This window comes from Pseudomonas sp. TE4620, assembly GCF_056279045.1.
Window position 1 is genome coordinate 2,228,529 of record NZ_JBWBQO010000001.1, and the last position, 19,437, is coordinate 2,247,965.

Annotated in this window: 18 protein-coding genes; 6 read left to right on the forward strand and 12 right to left on the reverse strand. The window is 64.4% G+C overall.

Annotated elements, in window-relative coordinates:
* Nucleotides 1-15: 15 nt before the first annotated feature.
* Nucleotides 16-1,080, forward strand: coding sequence for an apurinic/apyrimidinic endonuclease family protein (locus ACZ9A3_RS10525; protein ID WP_045200898.1), 1,065 nt, complete (start codon nucleotides 16-18; stop codon nucleotides 1,078-1,080).
* A 31-nt stretch (nucleotides 1,081-1,111) separates the two neighbouring features.
* Nucleotides 1,112-2,368: an MFS transporter gene (locus tag ACZ9A3_RS10530; protein WP_476252547.1), complete on the forward strand. Its 1,257-nt coding sequence runs from the start codon at nucleotides 1,112-1,114 to the stop codon at nucleotides 2,366-2,368.
* 8 nt (nucleotides 2,369-2,376) lie between these two features.
* Here the strand turns inward: ACZ9A3_RS10530 and ACZ9A3_RS10535 are convergent, their stop codons facing one another.
* Together ACZ9A3_RS10535 and ACZ9A3_RS10540 are read right to left on the reverse strand one after the other, a co-directional pair.
* Nucleotides 2,377-4,278, reverse strand: coding sequence for a potassium transporter Kup (locus ACZ9A3_RS10535; RefSeq protein WP_476252548.1), 1,902 nt, complete (start codon nucleotides 4,276-4,278; stop codon nucleotides 2,377-2,379).
* Between the two features lie 182 nt (nucleotides 4,279-4,460).
* The gene (locus ACZ9A3_RS10540) at nucleotides 4,461-5,342 is read right to left on the reverse strand and encodes a Dyp-type peroxidase (protein ID WP_476252549.1); all 882 of its coding nucleotides are present in this window, start codon (nucleotides 5,340-5,342) and stop codon (nucleotides 4,461-4,463) included.
* A 126-nt stretch (nucleotides 5,343-5,468) separates the two neighbouring features.
* On the opposite strand from ACZ9A3_RS10540, the gene ACZ9A3_RS10545 reads away from it, so the two are divergent.
* Nucleotides 5,469-6,377, forward strand: a complete 909-nt coding sequence (locus ACZ9A3_RS10545) for a bile acid:sodium symporter family protein (protein ID WP_258597751.1) — start codon at nucleotides 5,469-5,471, stop codon at nucleotides 6,375-6,377.
* A 25-nt stretch (nucleotides 6,378-6,402) separates the two neighbouring features.
* The gene (locus tag ACZ9A3_RS10550) at nucleotides 6,403-7,299 is read left to right on the forward strand and encodes a TauD/TfdA dioxygenase family protein (protein ID WP_258597753.1); all 897 of its coding nucleotides are present in this window, start codon (nucleotides 6,403-6,405) and stop codon (nucleotides 7,297-7,299) included.
* 13 nt (nucleotides 7,300-7,312) lie between these two features.
* Here the strand turns inward: ACZ9A3_RS10550 and ACZ9A3_RS10555 are convergent, their stop codons facing one another.
* From ACZ9A3_RS10555 to ACZ9A3_RS10580, 6 genes are all read right to left on the reverse strand, one after another.
* A complete protein-coding gene (locus ACZ9A3_RS10555; RefSeq protein ID WP_045200911.1) occupies nucleotides 7,313-8,113 on the reverse strand; it encodes an AraC family transcriptional regulator in 801 nt (266 codons plus the stop codon).
* Nucleotides 8,114-9,031, reverse strand: a complete 918-nt coding sequence (locus ACZ9A3_RS10560) for a pyridoxal-phosphate dependent enzyme (RefSeq protein WP_093382884.1) — start codon at nucleotides 9,029-9,031, stop codon at nucleotides 8,114-8,116.
* A gap of 79 nt (nucleotides 9,032-9,110) precedes the next feature.
* A complete protein-coding gene (locus ACZ9A3_RS10565) occupies nucleotides 9,111-9,575 on the reverse strand; it encodes a sterol desaturase family protein (protein WP_093382876.1) in 465 nt (154 codons plus the stop codon).
* A gap of 54 nt (nucleotides 9,576-9,629) precedes the next feature.
* Nucleotides 9,630-10,571 (reverse strand): HlyD family secretion protein, encoded by a 942-nt coding sequence (locus tag ACZ9A3_RS10570; RefSeq protein WP_476252550.1) that lies wholly within the window; start codon nucleotides 10,569-10,571, stop codon nucleotides 9,630-9,632.
* Between the two features lie 3 nt (nucleotides 10,572-10,574).
* Entirely contained in the window at nucleotides 10,575-10,775 is a 201-nt protein-coding gene (locus ACZ9A3_RS10575; protein WP_010226052.1) for a DUF1656 domain-containing protein, read from the reverse strand.
* Nucleotides 10,765-12,912 (reverse strand): FUSC family protein, encoded by a 2,148-nt coding sequence (locus tag ACZ9A3_RS10580; protein WP_476252551.1) that lies wholly within the window; start codon nucleotides 12,910-12,912, stop codon nucleotides 10,765-10,767. Before ACZ9A3_RS10580 ends, ACZ9A3_RS10575 begins: the two co-directional genes overlap by 11 nt.
* Before the next feature lie 459 nt (nucleotides 12,913-13,371).
* Here ACZ9A3_RS10580 and ACZ9A3_RS10585 point away from each other — a divergent pair, with 459 nt between their 5' ends.
* A complete protein-coding gene (locus tag ACZ9A3_RS10585) occupies nucleotides 13,372-14,079 on the forward strand; it encodes an MgtC/SapB family protein (protein WP_045200921.1) in 708 nt (235 codons plus the stop codon).
* On the opposite strand, the gene ACZ9A3_RS10590 is transcribed toward ACZ9A3_RS10585, so the two are convergent.
* A complete protein-coding gene (locus ACZ9A3_RS10590) occupies nucleotides 14,076-14,288 on the reverse strand; it encodes a hypothetical protein (RefSeq protein WP_476252552.1) in 213 nt (70 codons plus the stop codon). The two genes, ACZ9A3_RS10585 and ACZ9A3_RS10590, sit on opposite strands and share 4 nt — an antisense overlap.
* Nucleotides 14,289-14,479: 191 nt before the next feature.
* Between ACZ9A3_RS10590 and ACZ9A3_RS10595 the strand changes: the two genes are divergently transcribed.
* A complete protein-coding gene (locus tag ACZ9A3_RS10595; RefSeq protein ID WP_045200925.1) occupies nucleotides 14,480-15,391 on the forward strand; it encodes a LysR substrate-binding domain-containing protein in 912 nt (303 codons plus the stop codon).
* 90 nt (nucleotides 15,392-15,481) lie between these two features.
* On the opposite strand, the gene ACZ9A3_RS10600 is transcribed toward ACZ9A3_RS10595, so the two are convergent.
* The 3 genes from ACZ9A3_RS10600 to ACZ9A3_RS10610 are packed head-to-tail and all read right to left on the reverse strand — an operon-like array spanning nucleotide 15,482 to nucleotide 19,395.
* Nucleotides 15,482-16,522 (reverse strand): ABC transporter substrate-binding protein, encoded by a 1,041-nt coding sequence (locus ACZ9A3_RS10600; RefSeq protein ID WP_476252553.1) that lies wholly within the window; start codon nucleotides 16,520-16,522, stop codon nucleotides 15,482-15,484.
* A 54-nt stretch (nucleotides 16,523-16,576) separates the two neighbouring features.
* Nucleotides 16,577-17,959: an aspartate aminotransferase family protein gene (locus ACZ9A3_RS10605; RefSeq protein ID WP_093382857.1), complete on the reverse strand. Its 1,383-nt coding sequence runs from the start codon at nucleotides 17,957-17,959 to the stop codon at nucleotides 16,577-16,579.
* On the reverse strand, nucleotides 17,956-19,395 hold the full coding sequence (locus tag ACZ9A3_RS10610) for an APC family permease (RefSeq protein ID WP_476252554.1): 1,440 nt from the start codon (nucleotides 19,393-19,395) through the stop codon (nucleotides 17,956-17,958). The genes ACZ9A3_RS10605 and ACZ9A3_RS10610 overlap by 4 nt, the downstream gene beginning before the upstream one ends.
* Nucleotides 19,396-19,437: the final 42 nt, after the last annotated feature.

Here is a 19,437-nt window from a genome sequence, read left to right on the forward strand (position 1 = left end):
CCAGGAACGACTCGAATGAACACACTACAAGAACGCTTCGCTACGTTACTGAACCACAATGCGCAAGGTGCCCAGGCGCCGCTGCTGACCCGCGAGCTGGCCAGCCGCCTGCTTGAGCGCCTCGACCAGGCGCGGCTGTTTGCCCACGCCTATCCGCTGCTGACCAACCTCACCCACGGCCGCGTCACGCCGTTTGACCTGCTCGACTTCGCCTATCGCCATGAACTGGCCGGGCTGAGCCTGCACATGCTCGATGGCGAGCACAACAGCCTGTCGCAGATGAACGCCGGGCAGTTGTGTGCCTTCGCCGAAAAAGCCCGCGCATTGCAACTGGACGTGCACCTGGAAATCAGCAGCACGCGCAAGGCCGACGTCGATGCGGTGGTGGCCGTGGCCAAGGTCATCGGCAGCCGCAATATTCGCGTGTACTCGCGTTATGAAGGCCTGCTCTCGCAGGTCATGGACCAGATCGGTGGCGACCTGCTGTACCTGGCCCGGCTGGCCGATGCCCACGACCTGCATTTTGATTTCGAGCAGCATGAAGAGCTCAAGAGCGACGAGATCGCCCAGTTGCTGCGCCAGGTCAATCATCCGCGGCTCAATGCCCTGTTCGATTTCGGCAACATGATCAATGCCTGCGAGCAACCGCTGCAGGCCCTGCACAACCTCGCCCCGCATATCCGCCAGAGCCACCTCAAGGGCGTGCGGGTGGTGGCCGAAGACCAGGGTTTTGGCCACTGCGGGGTACTGCAGGGCAGCGCCGAGGACGAGCTGCCCGGCGCGCGCATGCTGTTCGAGCTGCTGATGCTCGGTGAACAGCAGCCGCAAGTGATCGCCTTCATCCTCGAACAGGAAAACCACTACCTCGCCCCGGCCTTCCGCCAGCGCAACGAGCCGGCCGACCCGTTCATTGCCTACCGGGAAATGAGCGACACGCCGCTGCCCGCCGGCCTGACCCTCGAGCAGATGCTGGCCGGCGAACAGCGCTGGGCCAACAACCAGGTCAGCTACGTGAAAACCTTGCTGGCCGAGTTGCGCACCCTCGCCGAGTTGACCCTGGCCAGCCCTGCCAGCCTTTGAGCCCCTACCCCACTACGCCTGGAGAATAACAATGACTGCGCAAAACAAGGCCAAATGGTTCAAGTTCCTGATACTGATCCTCGGTGGCGGCACCGTCTACAAACTGGCCAACCTCAAGGATGCGTTCTACGTACCCATGCAGGAGTTCATGGGCCTCTCGCACACCCAGATCGGCTTGCTGCTCAGCGCCAACGCCATCATCGCCACTGGCCTGTTCGTGGTCGGCGGCATGCTCGCTGACCGTTTTGATACCCGCAAGCTGATCCCCCTGGGCCTGATCGGTACCGGCGCCCTGGGCCTGTACCTGGCCACCTTCCCGCCGTTCAGCAGCCTGATGCTGGTGTTCTGCCTGCTGGCGGTGTGCGCCGACTGCATCTACTGGCCGGCGCTGCTCAAGGCCATTCGCGGCCTGGGCAACGATCAGGAGCAAGGGCGCATGTTTGGCCTGCTCGAAGGCGGCCGCGGGGTGGTCGACACCCTGGTGGCGTTTAGTGCGCTGGGCGTGTTCGTTGCCCTGGGCAGCGGCGAACATGGTCTGAAAGCGGCGATCCTGTTCTACGCGCTGATCGACATCGCCGCCGGGGTGCTGACCTGGTTCTTGCTCAAAGGCAATCAGGCCCAGGCCCAGACCAGCGCCAAGAACCCGCTGGCCAACCTTATGGAGGCAATCAAGGTGCCGGCGATCTGGCTGGTCAGCTTCAACGTGTTCATGGTCTACATCGTCTACTGCGGCCTGACCTACTTCATCCCCTACCTGAAGGAAGTCTACGGCCTGCCGGTGGCACTGGTCGGCGCCTACGGCATCATCAACCAGTACATGCTGAAGATCCTTGGCGGGCCGGCCGGTGGGTTTATCGCCGACAAGCACTTCAAGAGCCCCAGCCGCTACCTGAAGTGGGCGTTCCTGGCGCTGCTGCCGATGATGGCGATCATCCTTCTGGTGCCCAAGAGCCCGGGCTTCATCTATGCCGGCATGGCCGCGACGCTGTCGTTCGCCTTCATCGTGTTTTCCATGCGCGGGGTGTTCTGGGCGCCGATGGGTGAAGTCGGGATCGCCCCGCACATCACCGGTTCCGCCTTCGGCATCGGCTGCCTGATCGGCTATGCGCCGGGGATGTTCGCCTACGTCGGCTACGGCGCGCTCCTTGACCACTTCCCCGGCCAGCAAGGCTACAACTATGTGTTCGTCGCCATGATGCTGCTGGCGCTGATCGGCTTTGCCATCGCCAGCCGCCTGCAGCGCCTGGTGCGCAAGGCGGCGCCGCTGGCCGCAGCGGCCACCGCCTAGGCCCCGGGCTACATCTCGACCTGGGTGCCCAGCTCGATCACCCGGTTCAGCGGCAGGTTGAAGTACTTGAGGTTGCTGTTGGCGTTCTTCAGCAGGAACGCGAACAGCGCCTCGCGCCAGCGCGCCATGCCGATGCGCCTGGTCGGGATTACCGTCTCGCGGCTGAGGAAGTAGGTGGTCACCATCGGGCTGAAGTCCAGGTCCTTGAGGTGACACAACTGCAACGCCGCCGGTACGTCGGGTTCTTCGATAAAACCGAAGTTGAGGTTGACCCGATAGAAGCCCTCGCCAAAGGCCTGTACTTCAAAACGCTGGGCCACCGGCACCCGCGGCCGGTCCTGGGACACCACGGTGAGCAGCACCACCCGCTCGTGCAACACCTGGTTGTGCAGCAGATTATGCAGCAGCGCGTGGGGCACGGCGTCGGCGCGGGCGGTGAGGAACACCGCAGTGCCCTGCACCCGGTGCGGCGGTTGCGCAGCCAGGCTGCTGATGAACAGCGGCAGCGGCAAGGCCGATTCGTCGAGGCGCTCGACGATGATCTTGCGTCCGCGTTTCCAGGTGGTCATCAGAATGAACAAGGCGATACCGGCGATTACCGGGAAGGCGCCGCCCTGGAAGATCTTCGGCGCGTTGGCGGCGAAGTACAGGCTGTCGACCAGCAAAAAGCCCAACAGCAACGGCAGCGCCAGCCAGCGCGGAGCCTTCCACAACAGCAGTACCACCGCCGAAGACAGCAAGGTGGTGATCAGCATGGTGCCAGTGACCGCCACGCCATAGGCTGCCGCCAGGGCGCCGGACGACTCGAAGCCGATCACCAGCAGCACCACGCCGACCATCAGCGCCCAGTTCACCGTGCCGATGTAGATCTGCCCCTGCTCCTGGCTTGAGGTGTGCTGGATGAACATGCGCGGCACGTAGCCCAGCTGAATCGCCTGGCGCGTCAGCGAGAAGGCGCCGGAAATCACCGCCTGGGAGGCAATGATGGTCGCCAGGGTGGCCAGGGCGATCATCGGCAGCAGCGCCCAGTCCGGGGCCAGCAGGTAGAACGGGTTGCGGACCGCCTCGGGGTTGCCGAGGATCAGCGCGCCCTGACCGAAATAGTTGAGTACCAGCCCCGGCAGCACCAGCAGGATCCAGGCGCGGGCAATCGGCTTGCGGCCGAAATGGCCCATGTCGGCATACAGCGCCTCGGCGCCGGTCAGGGCCAGCACCACCGCGCCAAGAATCGCCACGCCCATGCCCGGGTGGACGATAAAGAAGTTCACCGCCCAGGCCGGGTTCATCGCTAGCAGCACTTCCGGGCGCTGGACGATGCCATAGATGCCCAGCGCGCCAAGCACGCTGAACCACAGCACCATGACCGGGCCGAAAATGATCCCGATGCGTGCGGTGCCATGCTTTTGGATCAGAAACAGCGCCACCAGCACCACCACCGCCAAGGGCACGACCCAATGGTCGATGCCGTCAAAGGCCAGTTGCAGCCCCTCCACCGCCGACAGCACGGAAATCGCCGGAGTGATCATGCTGTCGCCGTAAAACAAGGCCGCGCCAAACAGCCCGAGCAGCACCAGCACCCGGCTCAAGCGCGGGTACGGCGCCGCCGCCCGCCGCGCCAGGGCGGTCAGGGCCATGATCCCGCCTTCGCCCTGGTTATCGGCGCGCAGCACGAACAGCACGTACTTGATGGTCACCACCCAGATCAGCGACCAGAACACCAGCGAGAGGATGCCGAGCACACCGTCATGGTTGGCCTGCACGCCGTAATGACCGGCGAAGACCTCCTTCAAGGTGTACAGCGGGCTGGTGCCGATATCGCCATAGACCACGCCGGCGGCGGCGATCAACAGGCTCAGTGACGAAGTTTTTACGGGGGAATGGGCGCTTGCGGAAGTTGCGACTTGGCTCACGGTCAGACGTCTCGAAGAAATGCGCCGGCAGTATGGCTTTGTGCTTGACGCACCTTCGTAAAAAGTCCGTAAAATTTTCTTACACTTGTACGGGCCTCATCGCGGGTCAAGCCCGCTCCTACAGGTCTGCATCAATCCTGTGGGAGCGGCGGTGCGACGACTCGACTTGACCCGCGATCGATCTACCGCCCGAGCACAGCGCTCAAATCCAACCCATGCTCGCCCAGCGGCGGGCACCAATAGTAGCCTCCAGTCAGCGGCCGGCTGAAGCGGTACAGGGCATCGACCACGCCATCTTCCAGGCCGCTCATGCGCCGCAGCTGCACTTCGAACGCATCAAACGAGTGACCGAAAGCCAGGAACGCCAGGCCGGCACCACGCTCATCCGCCCAGGGCATCGAGCGGCGGACGATAAAGGCTTCAGGGGCGAAGCTTTCCTGGGCGGTGCGCTTGACGTGGGCCGACTGCGGCGCGGCGTCAAGCTCTTCGTTGTCGGCCTTGCGCCGGCCGATAATGTCGTCCTGCTCGGCTTGCGGCAAAGCTTTGAAACAATTGAGGTCATGGCGCCACAGCTGGAACGCGGCAAAGCTCGAACCGTTCAAGCCTGGTACCTCGCTGGCAAGGATCGCCGCTTCGACGGCGGCGTCTTCCACCGGGTTCTCGGTGCCGTCTTCATAGCCGGTCAGGTCGTGGCCGCTCTTGTGGCGGAAGGCATCGGTGGCCTCGAACCGTTTCAAGGCCGGGGCCAGCAGTTGCTCGAGCGCCTGGCTGTGCAGCCACAGCTCGCCACGGTCTTCACCGCGCAGCCACAGCCACAGGTCGTGCTGGGTGCAGGGGTTGTCGACTGCCGCGGTCAGCTGCGGAAACCCGCGCAGGCCGTCGATGCTGCCACCCAGGGCCTGCACCAGCGGCGCGCCGAAACCGGCCACCACACGGCTGCCATCAACCTGCTGCAGCAGCCCATCGAGCACGCCCGGCAATGCTGCGGGCGAGTGCAAGGTGAAGAACAGGTGGCGGGCCTGGGCGGGAACGGGGGCGGCGAGAATGCCTGGCTGAAACTGCATCGGGTATCGGGTCCTGGGGCAAAAGCGCCGATGCTACTGTCTGCCGGACATAAACCGCAAGATCTGTAATGGATATCGAAATCCTTGCCTACACTGGCGGACACCGCCTTCTTGTGAGTCCGCGCCATGACTGCATCGCCCTTGCTCAGTGCCTTCCTGCCCATCGCCCTGGGTTTCATCATGCTCGGCCTGGGGCTGACCCTGACCCTGGCCGATTTTGCCCGGGTGGTGAAGTTCCCCCGGCCGGTGCTGATCGGCCTGGCCTGCCAGATCCTGCTGCTGCCGTTCATTTGCTTTCTGATCGCCAAGGGCTTTGGCCTGGCCCCTGCTTTGGCGGTAGGCCTGATGCTGCTGGCCGCATCCCCTGGCGGCACTACCGCCAACCTGTTCAGCCACCTGGCCCACGGTGACGTAGCCTTGAACGTGACCCTGACGGCGGTCAACTCGCTGATTGCGATCCTGACCATGCCGCTGTTGGTCAACCTGTCGCTGGCCTACTTCATGGCCGCCGACCAGGCCATCCCGCTGCAGTTTGCCAAGGTGCTGCAGGTGTTTGCCATTGTCCTGGTGCCGGTGGCCATCGGCATGCTGATCCGCCGCCTGGCGCCGGGCTTTGCCATGCGCATGGAGCGGCCGATGAAGATCATCGCCGCGCTGTTTCTGGTATTCACGATTGTCCTGGCAATGGTCAAGGACTGGCAGACCGTCGTCGACTATGCCCCGGTGGTAGGCGGCGCGGCGCTGCTGTTCAACCTGCTGAGCCTGGGCGTCGGCTACTGGCTGCCACGGCTGCTGAAAATCCCCAAGCGCCAGGCGATTGCCATCGGCATGGAGATCGGCATCCACAACGGCACCCTGGCCATTGCCCTGGCGCTGAGCCCGACCCTGCTGAACAACTCGACCATGGCCATACCGGCGGCAATCTACAGCTTGATCATGTTCTTTACGGCGGCAGGCTTTGGCTGGTGGGTGAGCCGTGGACATGACCCCGACCCGGTTGCAGCCGCGGTGCGCGATGAACTGCAATCCCGATGACCGCAGGCCCACACGAGTGTCCGTCATGAGCGAATTCATCTACTGCCATCCCGACCACAACCGCGCAGCCGATTACCGCCACTTGCGCGTCTTGCCCAGCACCGGCGCCCTCGGTGCCGACGTCGAGGGACTCGACTTGAACCGCCTGGAGGACGCAGGCTGGGTCGAACTGCGCCAGGCGCTGCTGGCGCACAAGGTGCTGTTCATTCGCGAGCAGAACCTGCGCCTTGCCGACCTTGAACGGGTCACCCGACAGTTCGGCGAATTCGGCCGCGAGCCCTACGTGACCACCATGGTTGACCATCCGCACGTGGTGCACGTGGTCAAGGAGGCCGACGAGAAGGCGCCCTTCGTGTTCGGTGGCGCCTGGCACAGCGACTGGACCTTCCAGCAGCGCCCGCCGGCCTACACCCTGCTCTACGGCCACGACATCCCGCCTTACGGTGGCGATACCTGCTACGCCAACCTGGCACTGGCCTATCAATGGCTGTCAGCGGGCATGCAGGCGCTGCTGGACACTCTCGATGCACTGCACAGCCCCGAGCGGGCCTACGGGGTCGGCGCCAACCACAACGCCCTGCTGGAAAACATGGCCATCCACTATGGCAGCGACACCTCGCAGGACATGCGCAGCCACCCGCTGGTGACCCGTCATCCGCAAACCGGCGAGAAGGTGCTGTTCATCAACCCTGCCTACACCGTTGGCATCCAGGGTTTGCGCAGCGAAGAAGCCAGGCCGCTGCTCGACTACCTGTTCAACCTGGCCAGCGCACCCGCTTTTACCTGCCGCATGCGCTGGCGTCAGGGAACCCTGGCGATCTGGGACAACCGCAGCACCTGGCACCTGCCGATCGCTGACTACCATGGCATGCGCCGCGAGATGTTCCGGACCACGGTTGCCGGTGATGTGCCCAGGCGCTGAGAATCCGCACGGGTTAGCGTTTCAGCACCTTCAGGCCCCGTGGTGGCGCGCCGTAGGTGCGGCGAAACAGGCGGCTGAAATGGGCCTGGTCGTAGAAGCCCAGGTCCAGGGCAATTTCACTCAAGGGCTGCCCGGCCAGCACCCGCGGCAAGGCCCGCTCCAGACGCAGGTGGGTCAACCATTGCTGGGGCGGCAAGCCGCAGTGATTGCGAAAGCGGCGCAATAGCTGCCACGGGCTCAAATCAACGAATGCAGCCATTTCTTCCAGGCTCGGCGGCTGATCCAGGCGCGACTCCAGCCATTCACGCAACTGCCGCCAACGCTGTGGATCAAAACCGTTGCTGTGCTCGTTCACTTTGAGGGTGGAACCCAGCCCGAGCAGCAGCGCCAGGGTTTCCCACAGGTGACTTGCAAACGCCAGCGGGTCGTGCTGCTGGTGCAAACCATTAAGCAGCTGCTGCAACTGCGGGTGGCGCAGTTGCAAGGCATTGAGGTTGGGCAGGCCCTGGCGGCCGTCGCTCAGGTCACGGCTGACCTCGGCCAGCCAGCCAGGATCAAGGGTCAGGATACGGATGCCGTAGCCCTGGTCATCGGCACTGGCGCCGTCGTGCACGTGCTCCGGGGCCATCAGCAGGATGTCCCCGGCCCCGGCCAGCTGGCGCGTGCCGCCGGCGGCGTAACGCTGCTGGCCGGTGACGATCAGGCCGATGTGGTACTCCAGGTGAAAATGCCGGGGAAAGGCAAATTGCTGGTAACGGGCATCGATCAGGCGTACGCCTGGATGCCCGGGAGCCTGATGGACGACGCTATCCAACTAGCAGGCCGCGCGCCATTGGCGGATCTGGTCGAGGGTTGCGGTGACGCCGCCACACACGATCACCAGCACCTTCTGGTGCTGCTTGAGCTCGGCCGTGGGCGCGTACGCCAGGGCCAGGGCTGCACCGCAGGCGGGCTCGACCAGGATGCGCTGGTCGAGCAGGAACTGCTCGCAGGCCTCCAGCGCCGCCTGGTCACTGACCACATGGCTGACCACCGGCCGCTCCTGGCTCCACTCGAAGGCGCGCTGGCACACTTGCTTGGCCGCCAGCGAAGTGGCCACGGTGTTGACCCCGTCCAGCGCCACCAGCTGCTTTTGCGCCATGGCCGCGGCCAGCGATGCGGCGCCGCTGGTTTCTACGGCAAACACCGGCACCTGGCCCCAGCCGTTGCGCGCCAGGCCTTCACAGACCCCCGACAACAAACCACCGCCGCCGACCGCGACCACTACCGCATCGGGCTTGAAGCGGGTAGCGGCGACCTCGTCGATCATGCTCGCGTGGCCTTGCCACAGCAGCGGGTCGTCGAAGGGGTGGATATAGGCGTCATCCTCGCCCATCAGCGACAGCGCCAGGGCATTGGCCTCGTGCCAGGCCTTGCCATGCACGATCACCTCGGCCTGTTCCTGGCGAATCAGCTGCTTGGCCCGCTCGGTGGTGGTCTCCGGCACCACCACGGTCACCGCCAGGCCGAGAATGCGCCCGGCCACGGCCACGGCGATGCCGGCATTACCGCCCGAGGACGACACGAAGCGGCGCTTGCCCTGCTGGGCATAGGCTTCACAGGCAGCGCCGATGCCGCGCAGCTTGAACGAGCCGGAGGGCTGCAGCGCGTCGAGCTTCAGCCAGACCTCCAGGCCACTGGCCAGGCTCAACGGACGCGAGGCGATCAACGGGGTTTCGATGTGCAGGCTCATACGCTTCTCCATGTACAGAACACTACTACCTTACGCATGCGGCACCGGACAATCTTGTATGAAATTGCGCGCCTGCGGGTCAACCCCGGCGCCGCGCGCGCAATTGCTGCTTGATCTTGTGCATGGGCGGTGCATACAGGAACCCGAACGAGACATTGTTATCCCGCCCCTTCAGCGCATGGTGGAGAAGGTGCGCACGGTACAAGCGCTTGAGGTAACGGTTGCGCGGCCGTGGCGCAAACGGCCAGTGGCGGTGGACGATGCCGTCATGGACGATCACGTAGATCACCCCGAACGCCGCCACGCCCGCCCCCACCCACTGCAACGGCGCATGCCCGGCGCGGCCGATGGCCACCAGGGCCAAGGCGATCAGGGCCAGGGCCAGCAGATAGACGTCGTTGGTTTCCAGCGCCCCCAGGTGCGGCTCATGGTGCGAGCGATGCAGGAACCAGCCCCAGCCGTGCATGATGTAGCGATGCGCCAGGTAGCCGATGCCCTCCATGGCCGTCAGGGTGCAGAGAAATACAGCGAGGTTGAGGATCATGCGTCGAGCTTCGCGTGGCTGGGCAGAAACGCCGCAAAGCCTACCACCTGGACCCTATTCGCGCACCGTCACCGTCGCCGTGGTACCGGCCCGCAGGTCGGCTTTGCCGGCAAAGCCTGGGTCGATGTCGATGCGCACCGGCACCCGCTGGGCCAGCTTCACCCAAGTGTAGCTGGGGTTGATGTTGGCCAGCAGGCGGTTGCCAGGGGCGTTTTCGCGGTCGGTGATGGCGTAGGCGATGCTCTGCACCGTGCCCTGGAAGCGTTCGCCGCTCATCAGGGCGATGTCGACCTTGCTGCCCGGGTGGATGCGCGGCAGCTTGGTTTCCTCGAAATAGCCGCTGATATGGAACGAGCCGCTGTCGACCAGCGCCAGTAAAGGTCCGCCGGCCGTGGCGTAGTCGCCCTGGCGGGTCAGCAGGTTGGTCACATAACCGCTGACCGGGGCAACAATCTGTGTGCGTTGCAGGTCAAGCTCGGCCTGGGTCAAGGCGGCAGTGGCCAGTTGCACGTTGGCGGTGGCCAGGCTCAGGTTGGCCTGGCCGCGCATCAGTTCGGCCTGGGCCACGGCCACGTCGGTGCTGGATTTCTCCCATTCTTCACCGGAGATGGCAAAGCCTTGCTTGAGGGTGCGGCGCCGTTGTTCTTCGCTCTGGCGCTGCTTGAGCAAGGCCTGGCTTGAGATGATCGCCGCCTGGGCCAGGCCTTCGCTGGCCCGCGCCACTTCGATGGCGCGGCGCGCATGTTCGACCGCCAGGGCATAGCGCTCGGGGTCGATTTGCAGCAGCAACTGGCCTTGGTCGACGTGCTGGTTATCCGCCACCTTGAGGCTGATGATACGCCCGGCGACATCCGCCGACAGCGTCACCACGTCGGCGCGCACCCGCGCATCGCGGGTCCAGGGCGCGCGGGTGTAATGCTCCCAGGCAAACCAGCCGAGCAGCAGCGCCAGTACCACCACAACCAGGGTCGAAACCTGGGCCACAAGTTTGTTCAAGGTTCAGCTCCCCATGTACAGGATGATCAAGGCGCACAGGCAAGCGTACAGCGCGCCTTCAAACAATGCCGGATGCCAGACCCGCTGCATCACCCCAAGCTTTTGCAGCAGCCAGAGCACGGCGATCAACAGCGGTATGGCCAGCAGCAGGGCCTGGGCGATCGGCGGCAGGTAGACACCGCCAATCTCGAAATCAATGGGCAAGGGCCGGGGCTCCTTCGGCAGCGGGTTCAAGGTAGGGGCTGTAGTGACGCAAAAAGCCTGCGATCACCAGCAACGCCACACGAATGCGAAACAACGAGCGCAACTGCTCGGCCGGCGCCTGCAGTTGTTCGCCGTGCAGATTGTCCAGGTGCTCGCCCAACGCCTGCAGGGTCTGCAGCAAGTCTGGCAGCACCAGCGCGGTGCGCCCGGCGATATAGCGGCCGGTGTTGCGCAATACCTGCTCAAGCTGCGCGCGCAGGGCCTCGGGCAGCAACGGGTTGGCCCTGCCCTGCTCCTGCAACTGGCGCAAGGCCACGCCCAGGGCCATGCATGCCAGGTTGACCTCGAACAGCCCCCGCGAGCGCTCATCACGGGTCGCTGGCAGCAGGCCGATAATCAGGGTCAGGCGGTCGAGCATGCGGCTCTCAAAAGCGAACTGGCGCGCGTCCGAGGCCGGGCCCTTGAGCAAGGCATACACCTGTTCGCGGGTTTCACGAAACAGCCGTTCGATGCGCAATTGCGGGTTGAACGGGAAAATCCACGCATACACCATCAGCGACAACGCCGCGCCACACACGTAGGCACCGGCGAATTCGAACCATTGCATCGCCGTGTTCTGCCAGGCGCCGATGTTCTGCGGGCCGAACAGCAAGAAGCTCGACAAGCCCAGGCCCATGCCGATGCCGGCGGTCATCGGCCCCGACAGCCCCACCGCCACTACATAGAGCAAGGGCAACAGCAGCAGCGCGAGCATTTCGAAATCGACCACCTGCGGGATCAGCCAGAACTGGTACAGCGCCGACACCAGCAGCGCCAGGCCCAGGCCGCGGGCGTAGTTCTGCGCCGCCATCAGCGGGCGCGGAAAGGTCGCCATCAACGAGCAGAGGATGCCCACCAGAATCATCCCGGCGCGGGCGCCGTCCCAGGCGGTTTCGATCCAGATCAGCCCGGCCGCGACCAGGGCAATAAAGGCGCGGCTGGCGTTCATCGCCGCCAGGCGCCAGTCCAGGTGCAAGGGATTGCTGCGGCCCTGGCGGTACAGGCAATCGCCGGCACGGCCTTCCTGGATGGCATCGCTGAGTTCGAGCATTTCGCCGAGCTGTTCGAGCAGGCGCGCCTGCTCCCAGCGCAAGGCCCAGGCCAATGAGCGAAGCGGCGTTGGCAGGTCGTTTTGCAGCTGCTCGGCCTGTAGCGCGGCCTGGTCGAAACGCCGCTGCAAGGCGCTGAAATGCTCGCGTGCCTCGGCTGGCAAGGCCCGGCCCTGCTGCGCCAGTTGGTCGAGAAAGGCCAGCTCGTCGGCCAGCAAGCGGCTGATGAACTCCGGATAACTGCCCTGCCAGCGCTCGGCGATCATCAGCTTCTGGTTACGCAGCACCGCCAGCCGCGAGCTGAGCAGCACCAACTGGTTGCCGAGCAGTTGCACCAGGCCGTTGGCCCCGCGCAAATGCGGGGCGTCGAAATACAGGTGGCGGCGCAGGCCTTCCAGGGCGCTGATCTCGCCAAGGATCTGCATCTGCCGCTTGCTGAACTCGGCCGCGCTCTCTTCACCGCGAATCGCCGCCGCAGCGTGGCTGGCCATCAGCTTAATGAGGTTGTCGACCTTGGCAAAATAGCCCGTGGCCACTGTCTGCGGCCGTGCACTGAGCAGGCTCACCGCACACACGCAGGCCACCGCCAGCAGGGTTTCGGTGACCCGGGTAATGGCCAGCATCAGGGTGTTGTCCTGCTCGGGGATCGCCAGCATCGCCACCACCACGGCGGTAAAGCCGCTGAGCACGAAGGCATGCGAGCTGGTGTAGCGCAGCAAGGTGCCGCCGGCGGTACACAGGGCCAGCCACAGGGCCAGGGTGATAATGAACGGCAATGGCGCCTGCGCGAATACCGCCATGATCAACACCGCCACCGCCGCGCCGAGGGTGGTGCCGAGCACCTGGGCGAAGCTGCGTTGCAGGGTCATGCCGCCCAGCGGCTGGCTGACGATGAACACCGCCATCACCGACCACTTCGGTTGGTCGAGGTCGAAGATGAACGCCAGGTACAGGGTCAACAGGCAGGCAACGATGGTCCGCAAGGCGAAGCGCAGGGTGTCCGCACCGGGATGCAGCACCAGCCGCCAGTAATTGATCAAAGGTTGCACACAGGTCTCTCGAAAGTCCTTTCAGGGAACAGTAGCTTTTGAAGCGCACCTGGGAAAGACAACACGATGACCCACAGCGTTGCATATCTGCAACGATCCGCTGCCAATGCAACAATTGTCATGTTTTTACCCTTGACCCTGCGCTGCCCGAGGGTTAGTTTCTCGCCCGCATTTTTGCATGCCTACACAGGAGTCCTGCATTGGACAGTAGCCCTAGTCGATTGCGACAGGTCCACACGGCGCGCTAGTTCAGCAGGTTCCCCCTGTCACTGGCACGCCGAACATGGCGGTCAGTGGCGATTCGCATCCCTTGTGGATGACAAATCCTCATTCTCCTTCCCGCACACCTTGCACCTTCACCGGTGTTGAAGGCCCGTGGCCCTGCGCATTCTCTTTGTTCACGTACATCGCCCACTGGCGATGACAACGCGGCGTATTGCCGTGGATTCGAGGTTTGCTATGGATTGGAAAGTATTTCTGCTGCGCGTCACCGTCGCGCTGGTACTCGGGGCGCTGATTGGCGCCGAACGTCAACTGCGTCAGCGCCTGACCGGCCTGCGCACCAATGCCCTGGTCAGCACCGGCGCCTGCCTGTTCGTGCTGATGACCCAGGCAGTGCCGGGCATGGCCGCCACCGACGCTTCACGGGTTGCCGCCTATGTGGTCTCGGGCATCGGCTTTCTGGGCGGTGGTGTGATCATGCGCGACGGCCTCAACGTACGCGGGCTGAACACCGCTGCGACGCTCTGGTGCACCGCCGCCATTGGCGTGCTGTGCAGCCTGGGGCTGTTGCTGGAGGCGGCGCTGGGCAGCTGCGTGGTGCTCTGCGCCAATATCCTGCTGCGCGACATCGCCCAGCGTCTGAATCATCAGGACGTGCTGCCGGCCAACGAGGCCGAGCAGCGCTTCGAGGTGCGCATCACCTGCCGCGCCGAAGATGAAATCCAGGTGCGCAGCCTGATGCTGCACAGCTTCGGCAACGGCGGCCTGCGCCTGCAGTCGCTGCACAGTGAAGACCTGGCCAACCCGGCCAAGCTGGAAGTACGCGCCGAGCTGATGGGCAGCCCCGATGCGCCCACCCAGCTGGAACGCCTGGTCAGCCGGGTGAGCCTGGAGAAAGGCGTCAGCTCGGTGCGCTGGCAAGTGCACGAGCTGAGCGCCGATTAGCGGCGTTCGTCCGACAGCGGGGTCGGCTGGTCGGGTTCGGGCAGGCGATCCTCCAGGGGCTGGTCGTCGGGCACCCGCTCGACGTCCTCCGGCTGGTCGCGCCGCTGCGGGTCAGAGACATTCGGGTCGCTGAGCGGATCGTGCTCGCGTTGCGGGTTGTTCAGCGGATCTTTCCACAGGGGTTCATCGTCGGGACGTGGCTGGCTCATGGCAGTTACCTCGCAAGAGCGGCGCAAGAAATGCGCGCCGTACAGGTTCGAGGCTGTGCGCGGGTCCACAGTGCCACCCAGGCGATCAACGGCAGGCCCGGGTAAATATGCTCAATGGCCAGCAAAATCCGCTGCAGCACCGGGCCGTCCTGGGGGTATCGTGTAGCAAAATAATCAGCCAGAGGTGCACTGTGGCGTCCTATACCTTGCGTCAACTGAAGTATTTCGTCACCACCGTTGAATGCGGCAGCGTCGCCGAGGCGTCGCGCAAGCTGTACATCGCCCAGCCGTCGATTTCCACGGCGGTCAAGGGCCTGGAAGACAGCTTCGGCGTGCAGCTGTTCATCCGCCATCACGCCCAGGGCGTGTCGCTGACCCCGGGTGGCGCACGCTTCTACCGCAAGGCCCAGGAACTGCTGCGTATGGCCCGCGAGTTCGAGCAGAACGCCCTGGCCGACAACGACGTGGTCTGTGGCCAGATCGACATCGGCTGCTTCGAGACCGTCGCCCCGCTCTACCTGCCGCGCTTGATCGCAGGCTTTCGCCAGCGTTTTCCGGGGGTGGAGATCCGCCTGCAGGACGGCGAGCAGCAGGAATTGGTGCAAGGCCTGACCGGCGGGCGCTTCGACCTGGCGATCTTCTACGAACATGACCTGGACAGCACCATTGAAACCGAAGCCCTGACCGCGCCCCAGCGCCCCTATGCGCTAGTGCCGGCGGGCCATCGCTTTGCCGGGCAGAAGCAGGTCTCGATCAGGGACCTGGCGCTGGAGCCGATGATCCTCCTCGACGTGCAGCCCAGCCGCACTTACTTCGTGAGTATTTTCGAAGAACTGCAGCTGAGCCCGAACATCGTCTTCAGCTCGCCGTCGATCGAGATGGTCCGCGGCATGGTCGGCCAGGGCTTTGGCTTTGCCCTGCTGGTGACCAAGCCCCATGGCCACAGCACCTATGATGGACAGGAAGTGGTCTGTGTGGAGATTGCCGAAGATGTCACAGGCTCCGCGCTGGTGGCCGGCTGGCTCAAGCGTGCGCAGCTGACCAAGCCTGCGCAGTTGTTTGTCGATTACTGCAAGGAGCAGTTTGCTGCCTGGCTGGCCTAACGGTTCAACAGCATCGCGGGGCAAGTCGGGTCGCCGCACCGCCGCTCCCACAGATTGGACTGCCCCTGTGGGGCTTGACCCGCGATGAATTCAGCGCGCCGCCCAGGCGTTGAAGCGCTGCTCCAGCTCCTCGCCATGGTCCACCCAGAACCCGGCATCCACCGCCCGCGCCCCGGCCAGGTTGGCCTCGGCGGTCGGCAACTGTTGCTGGACATTAGCCGGCAGCAGCTTCAGCGCCTCGCGGTGCACCGGCCCGTAGGGAATCTCCTCGGAAAACACCTTTTGGGTTTGTGGCTGGCTGGCAAAGGCAATGAAGTCCTCGGCCAGGGCCTTGTTCGGCGTGCCCTTGACCACCGCCCAGTATTCCGGGTCGTACAGGCTTTGCGGCCAGACGATACTGAGCTTCATGCCCTCTTTCTGCGCCGAGGCGATCCGGCCGTTGTAGGCCGCGCTCATGACCACGTCACCGGCAATCAGCCACTGCGCCGGTTGCGCGCCGGCTTCCCACCACTGGATATTGCCCTTGATCTGGTCCAGTTTGGCAAAGGCGCGGCTCACCCCTTGCGGCGTACCGAGCACTTCATACAGCTGCTCGGGCTTGACCCCGTCGGCGAGCAAGGCGATCTCCAGGGTGTACTTGGCACCCTTGCGCAAGCCGCGCTTGCCGGGGAAGTCGGCAATGTTCCAGAAGTCGGCCCAGGAACTCGGCGCCTTGGCCAGCTTGCCGTTGTCGTAGGCCATGACCATCGACCAGACGTAGGTGGCCACCCCGCATTCGCTCAGGGTGCCCGGGACGAACTGCGCCGGGTCGCCGAAGCGCGCCGGATCGAGACGCTCGAACAGGCCTTCGTCACAGCCGCGCAACAGCTCCGGGCTCTCGACCTCGACCACGTCCCAGCTGGTATGGCCGACATCGACCATGGCCTTGATTTTCGACAGCTCACCGTTGTACTCGCCGGCAACCACGCGTCCTGCGCCGCTGGCGTTGAAAGGTTGGAAGTAGGCCTTGTCCTGGGCCTGCTTGGTGGCGCCGCCAAAGGAGATGACGGTGAGGTTCTGCGGCGCAGCCGACACCGCGCTGCACAGCACAACCAGGGCAAAGGGAACACAGCAACGCAAGGATCTGGACATGAAGCGGTTCCTCTAATAGGCCGGCACGCCCGCGCGCGCCGGCCACTTTTGGGTTTACAGGCGACCGAATTCGCGGGCGGTACGGTCTACAGCGGTACGGGTCTTGTCGACCAGTTCATCGATGTCGGCGTGGCTGGCCACCAGGGCCGGGGCCATGATCATCCGGCCCAGGGTCGAGCGAATGATCAGGCCCTCTTCAAAGCCGAGGGTGCGGCAACGCCAGGCCATGTCGTTTTCGTTGGCAAAGCGCTTGCGGCTGGCCTTGTCTTCGGCGAACTGCAAGGCCGCAACCAGGCCTGCGCCCTGCACCTCGCCAATCAGCGGGTGGTTGCCGAACACTTCGCGCAGGCAACGCTGCAGGTAGGGGCCGGTCTCGTGCTTGACGCGGCTGACGATGCCTTCGTCGCGCAGCGCCTTGAGGTTGGCAATTGCTACCGCTGCCGCCACCGGGTGACCGGAATAGGTCAGGCCGTGGGCGAATACCCCGCCCTGCTCCACCAGCACCTCGGCCATGCGCTTGGACAGAATCAGGCCGCCCATGGGGATGTAGCCGCTGGTCAGGCCCTTGGCGATCGACAGGGTGTCGGGCTCGAAACCAAAATGCTGGTGGGCGAACCACTCGCCGGTGCGGCCAAAGCCGCCGATGACTTCATCGGCGCACAGCAGCACGTCGTACTGCCGGCAGATGCGCTGGATTTCTGGCCAGTAGCTTTCTGGCGGGAAGATCATGCCGCCGGCGCCCTGGAAGGGTTCGGCAACAAACGCGGCGACGTTGTCGGCGCCAAGTTCGAGGATCTTCTCTTCCAGTTGGCGCGCCGCGCGCAGGCCGAATTCGGCCGGGGTCAGGTCGCCCTCGTGGGCAAACCAGTACGGCTCGTCAATGTGCGCAACATCGGGGATCACCCCGCCCATGTCGTGCATGAACTTCATCCCGCCCAGCGCCGTGGCGCCCAGGGTCGAGCCGTGGTAGCCGTTCCAGCGGCCGATCATGATCTTCTTCTGCGCCTTGCCGAGGATCTGCCAGTAGCGGCGCACGGTACGGATCAGCACCTCGTTGGCTTCAGAGCCGGAGTTGGTGTAGATCGCGTGGCTGTAGTGCGCCGGCAGCAGGCTGAACAGCAGCTCCGAGAGCTCGACCACCGCCGGGTGGGTGGTGTGGAAGAACATGTTGTAGTACGGCAGTTGCTCCAGCTGCTGGCTGGCGGCTGCGGCCAGGTCCTTGCGGCCATAGCCGAGGTTGGTGCACCACAGCCCCGACATGCCGTCCAGGTAGCGCTTGCCATCGTTGTCCCACAATGCCAGGCCTTCGCCACGGACGATCACCCGCGGGCCTTCGGCGTTCAGCGCCTTCTGGTCGAGAAAGGCATGAATGTGGTGCGCGGCATCCGCTGCCTGGTAATCGCCGGTGCTACGGGCAGGTTTGACGTGAGCGGTCATTGCGAATCTCCTTGCGGGTCTTTATCGGTTTGAGTGCCCAGCACGCTTGCCAGCGGCTCGGGCTTGAACAGTGGCTTGCCCATCACGCCCTTGATCCACAGCACGGCGATGATCGAGACGATCAGCAGCACCAGGCCTGCGTAGGCAAAAATCGAAAAGGTCATGTCCGGGCTGGGCGAGACGTTCCAGATCGCAAACAGCATGCCGGCGATGCCAAACAGCTGCGGCAGCGGGTAGAACGGCGTGCGGAACGGCCGCGCCACCTGCGGGTAGCGCCGGCGCAGGGCAATGACGTTGACGTGGGTGATGATGTAGGCCAGCAGCCAGGCCAGGGCGGCCGACAACAGCAGCTGATTGATGGCATCGGCATGGTCGTGCATCAGCAGCAATGGCAGGCCGGTGACCGCGGCAATGAACAGCACCGCCACCCAGGGCGCGCCGGTGCGCTTGCCCTGGCGCTTGAACACGCCGAAGGCCTGGCCGTTGCGGGCCATGCCATAAAGCATGCGCGGGATCGCCGCCAGCGAACTGTTGAGGGTGCTGCAGGTGGCGGTGATCGCGGCGGTAACCAAAAACACTTTGCCGGCCTCCCCGAACACCGTGGTGGCGAACAGGTAATGCGGCAGGCCGTTGCTGGCCAGCTCCGCCTGCGGCACGGTGAGCAAGGCGCCCAGGCCGTACAGGCAGATGATCACGAAGATGATGGTCAGGCCGAGCATCATCGAGCCCGGGATGTTGCGCTCCGGGCGGCGGGTTTCTTCTACCAGCGGGCAGACGAACTCGGCGCCGACAAAGCCCCACACCGCCATCGCGGTCAGGGCGATCACCCCCAGGCCCAACGGGTTCCAGTGGGCGCTGTCGAACAGCGCCGGGTTGGGCGCGACGATGTCGCTGTTCATCGCGCTCAGGCCCATCACCAGCAGCACCACGGTCATCACCATCGCCAGCACGGTTTGCAGGCGGGCGAAGATGTCGATGTTGAACAGGTTGAGCACAGTGAACAGCGCCAGTACACCCAGGGCCACGGTAAGCGGTGGCATCGAGTGTGGGTAGACCTTGTCGATGATGAACTCCATCAGCAACAGCTCGGCCGACAGCGCGAACATCGCCACCACGATATAGCCGGAAAAGGTCGCGAGGATCGCCGGGAACTGGCCGATGGCGACTTCGGTGTAGCTGCTCAGGCTGCCGGCGCGGGGGATCATCAGCGCCAGTTCCGAGAACGAACAGGCGTAACTCAGGGCCAGCAGGTAAGCCAGACCCAGCGGCACGATAAAGCCCAGGCCGGCGATGCCGACGCCTTGCAGCATCAGCACCATGACGCCCTGGGACACCACCAGGCCGATGGCCACCGCCAGCAGCGCGGTAAGGCCGAGTTTCTTGCGACTTGCAGGCGGCGCCAGGGCGCCGGTTTGCACGCTTGCATTGCTGTTCATCGGGTGCTCCGAATTGTTGTTATTAGGTGTTGCCTGTGCTGG

Coding starts and splice junctions, on each gene's coding strand:
- ACZ9A3_RS10525 (WP_045200898.1), top strand. CDS start 16: ATGAACACACTACAAGAACGCTTCGCTACGTTACTGAACCACAATGCG.
- ACZ9A3_RS10530 (WP_476252547.1), top strand. CDS start 1,112: ATGACTGCGCAAAACAAGGCCAAATGGTTCAAGTTCCTGATACTGATC.
- ACZ9A3_RS10540 (WP_476252549.1), bottom strand. CDS start 5,342: ATGCAGTTTCAGCCAGGCATTCTCGCCGCCCCCGTTCCCGCCCAGGCC.
- ACZ9A3_RS10545 (WP_258597751.1), top strand. CDS start 5,469: ATGACTGCATCGCCCTTGCTCAGTGCCTTCCTGCCCATCGCCCTGGGT.
- ACZ9A3_RS10550 (WP_258597753.1), top strand. CDS start 6,403: ATGAGCGAATTCATCTACTGCCATCCCGACCACAACCGCGCAGCCGAT.
- ACZ9A3_RS10560 (WP_093382884.1), bottom strand. CDS start 9,031: ATGAGCCTGCACATCGAAACCCCGTTGATCGCCTCGCGTCCGTTGAGC.
- ACZ9A3_RS10565 (WP_093382876.1), bottom strand. CDS start 9,575: ATGATCCTCAACCTCGCTGTATTTCTCTGCACCCTGACGGCCATGGAG.
- ACZ9A3_RS10585 (WP_045200921.1), top strand. CDS start 13,372: ATGGATTGGAAAGTATTTCTGCTGCGCGTCACCGTCGCGCTGGTACTC.
- ACZ9A3_RS10590 (WP_476252552.1), bottom strand. CDS start 14,288: ATGAGCCAGCCACGTCCCGACGATGAACCCCTGTGGAAAGATCCGCTG.
- ACZ9A3_RS10600 (WP_476252553.1), bottom strand. CDS start 16,522: ATGTCCAGATCCTTGCGTTGCTGTGTTCCCTTTGCCCTGGTTGTGCTG.
- ACZ9A3_RS10605 (WP_093382857.1), bottom strand. CDS start 17,959: ATGACCGCTCACGTCAAACCTGCCCGTAGCACCGGCGATTACCAGGCA.
- ACZ9A3_RS10610 (WP_476252554.1), bottom strand. CDS start 19,395: ATGAACAGCAATGCAAGCGTGCAAACCGGCGCCCTGGCGCCGCCTGCA.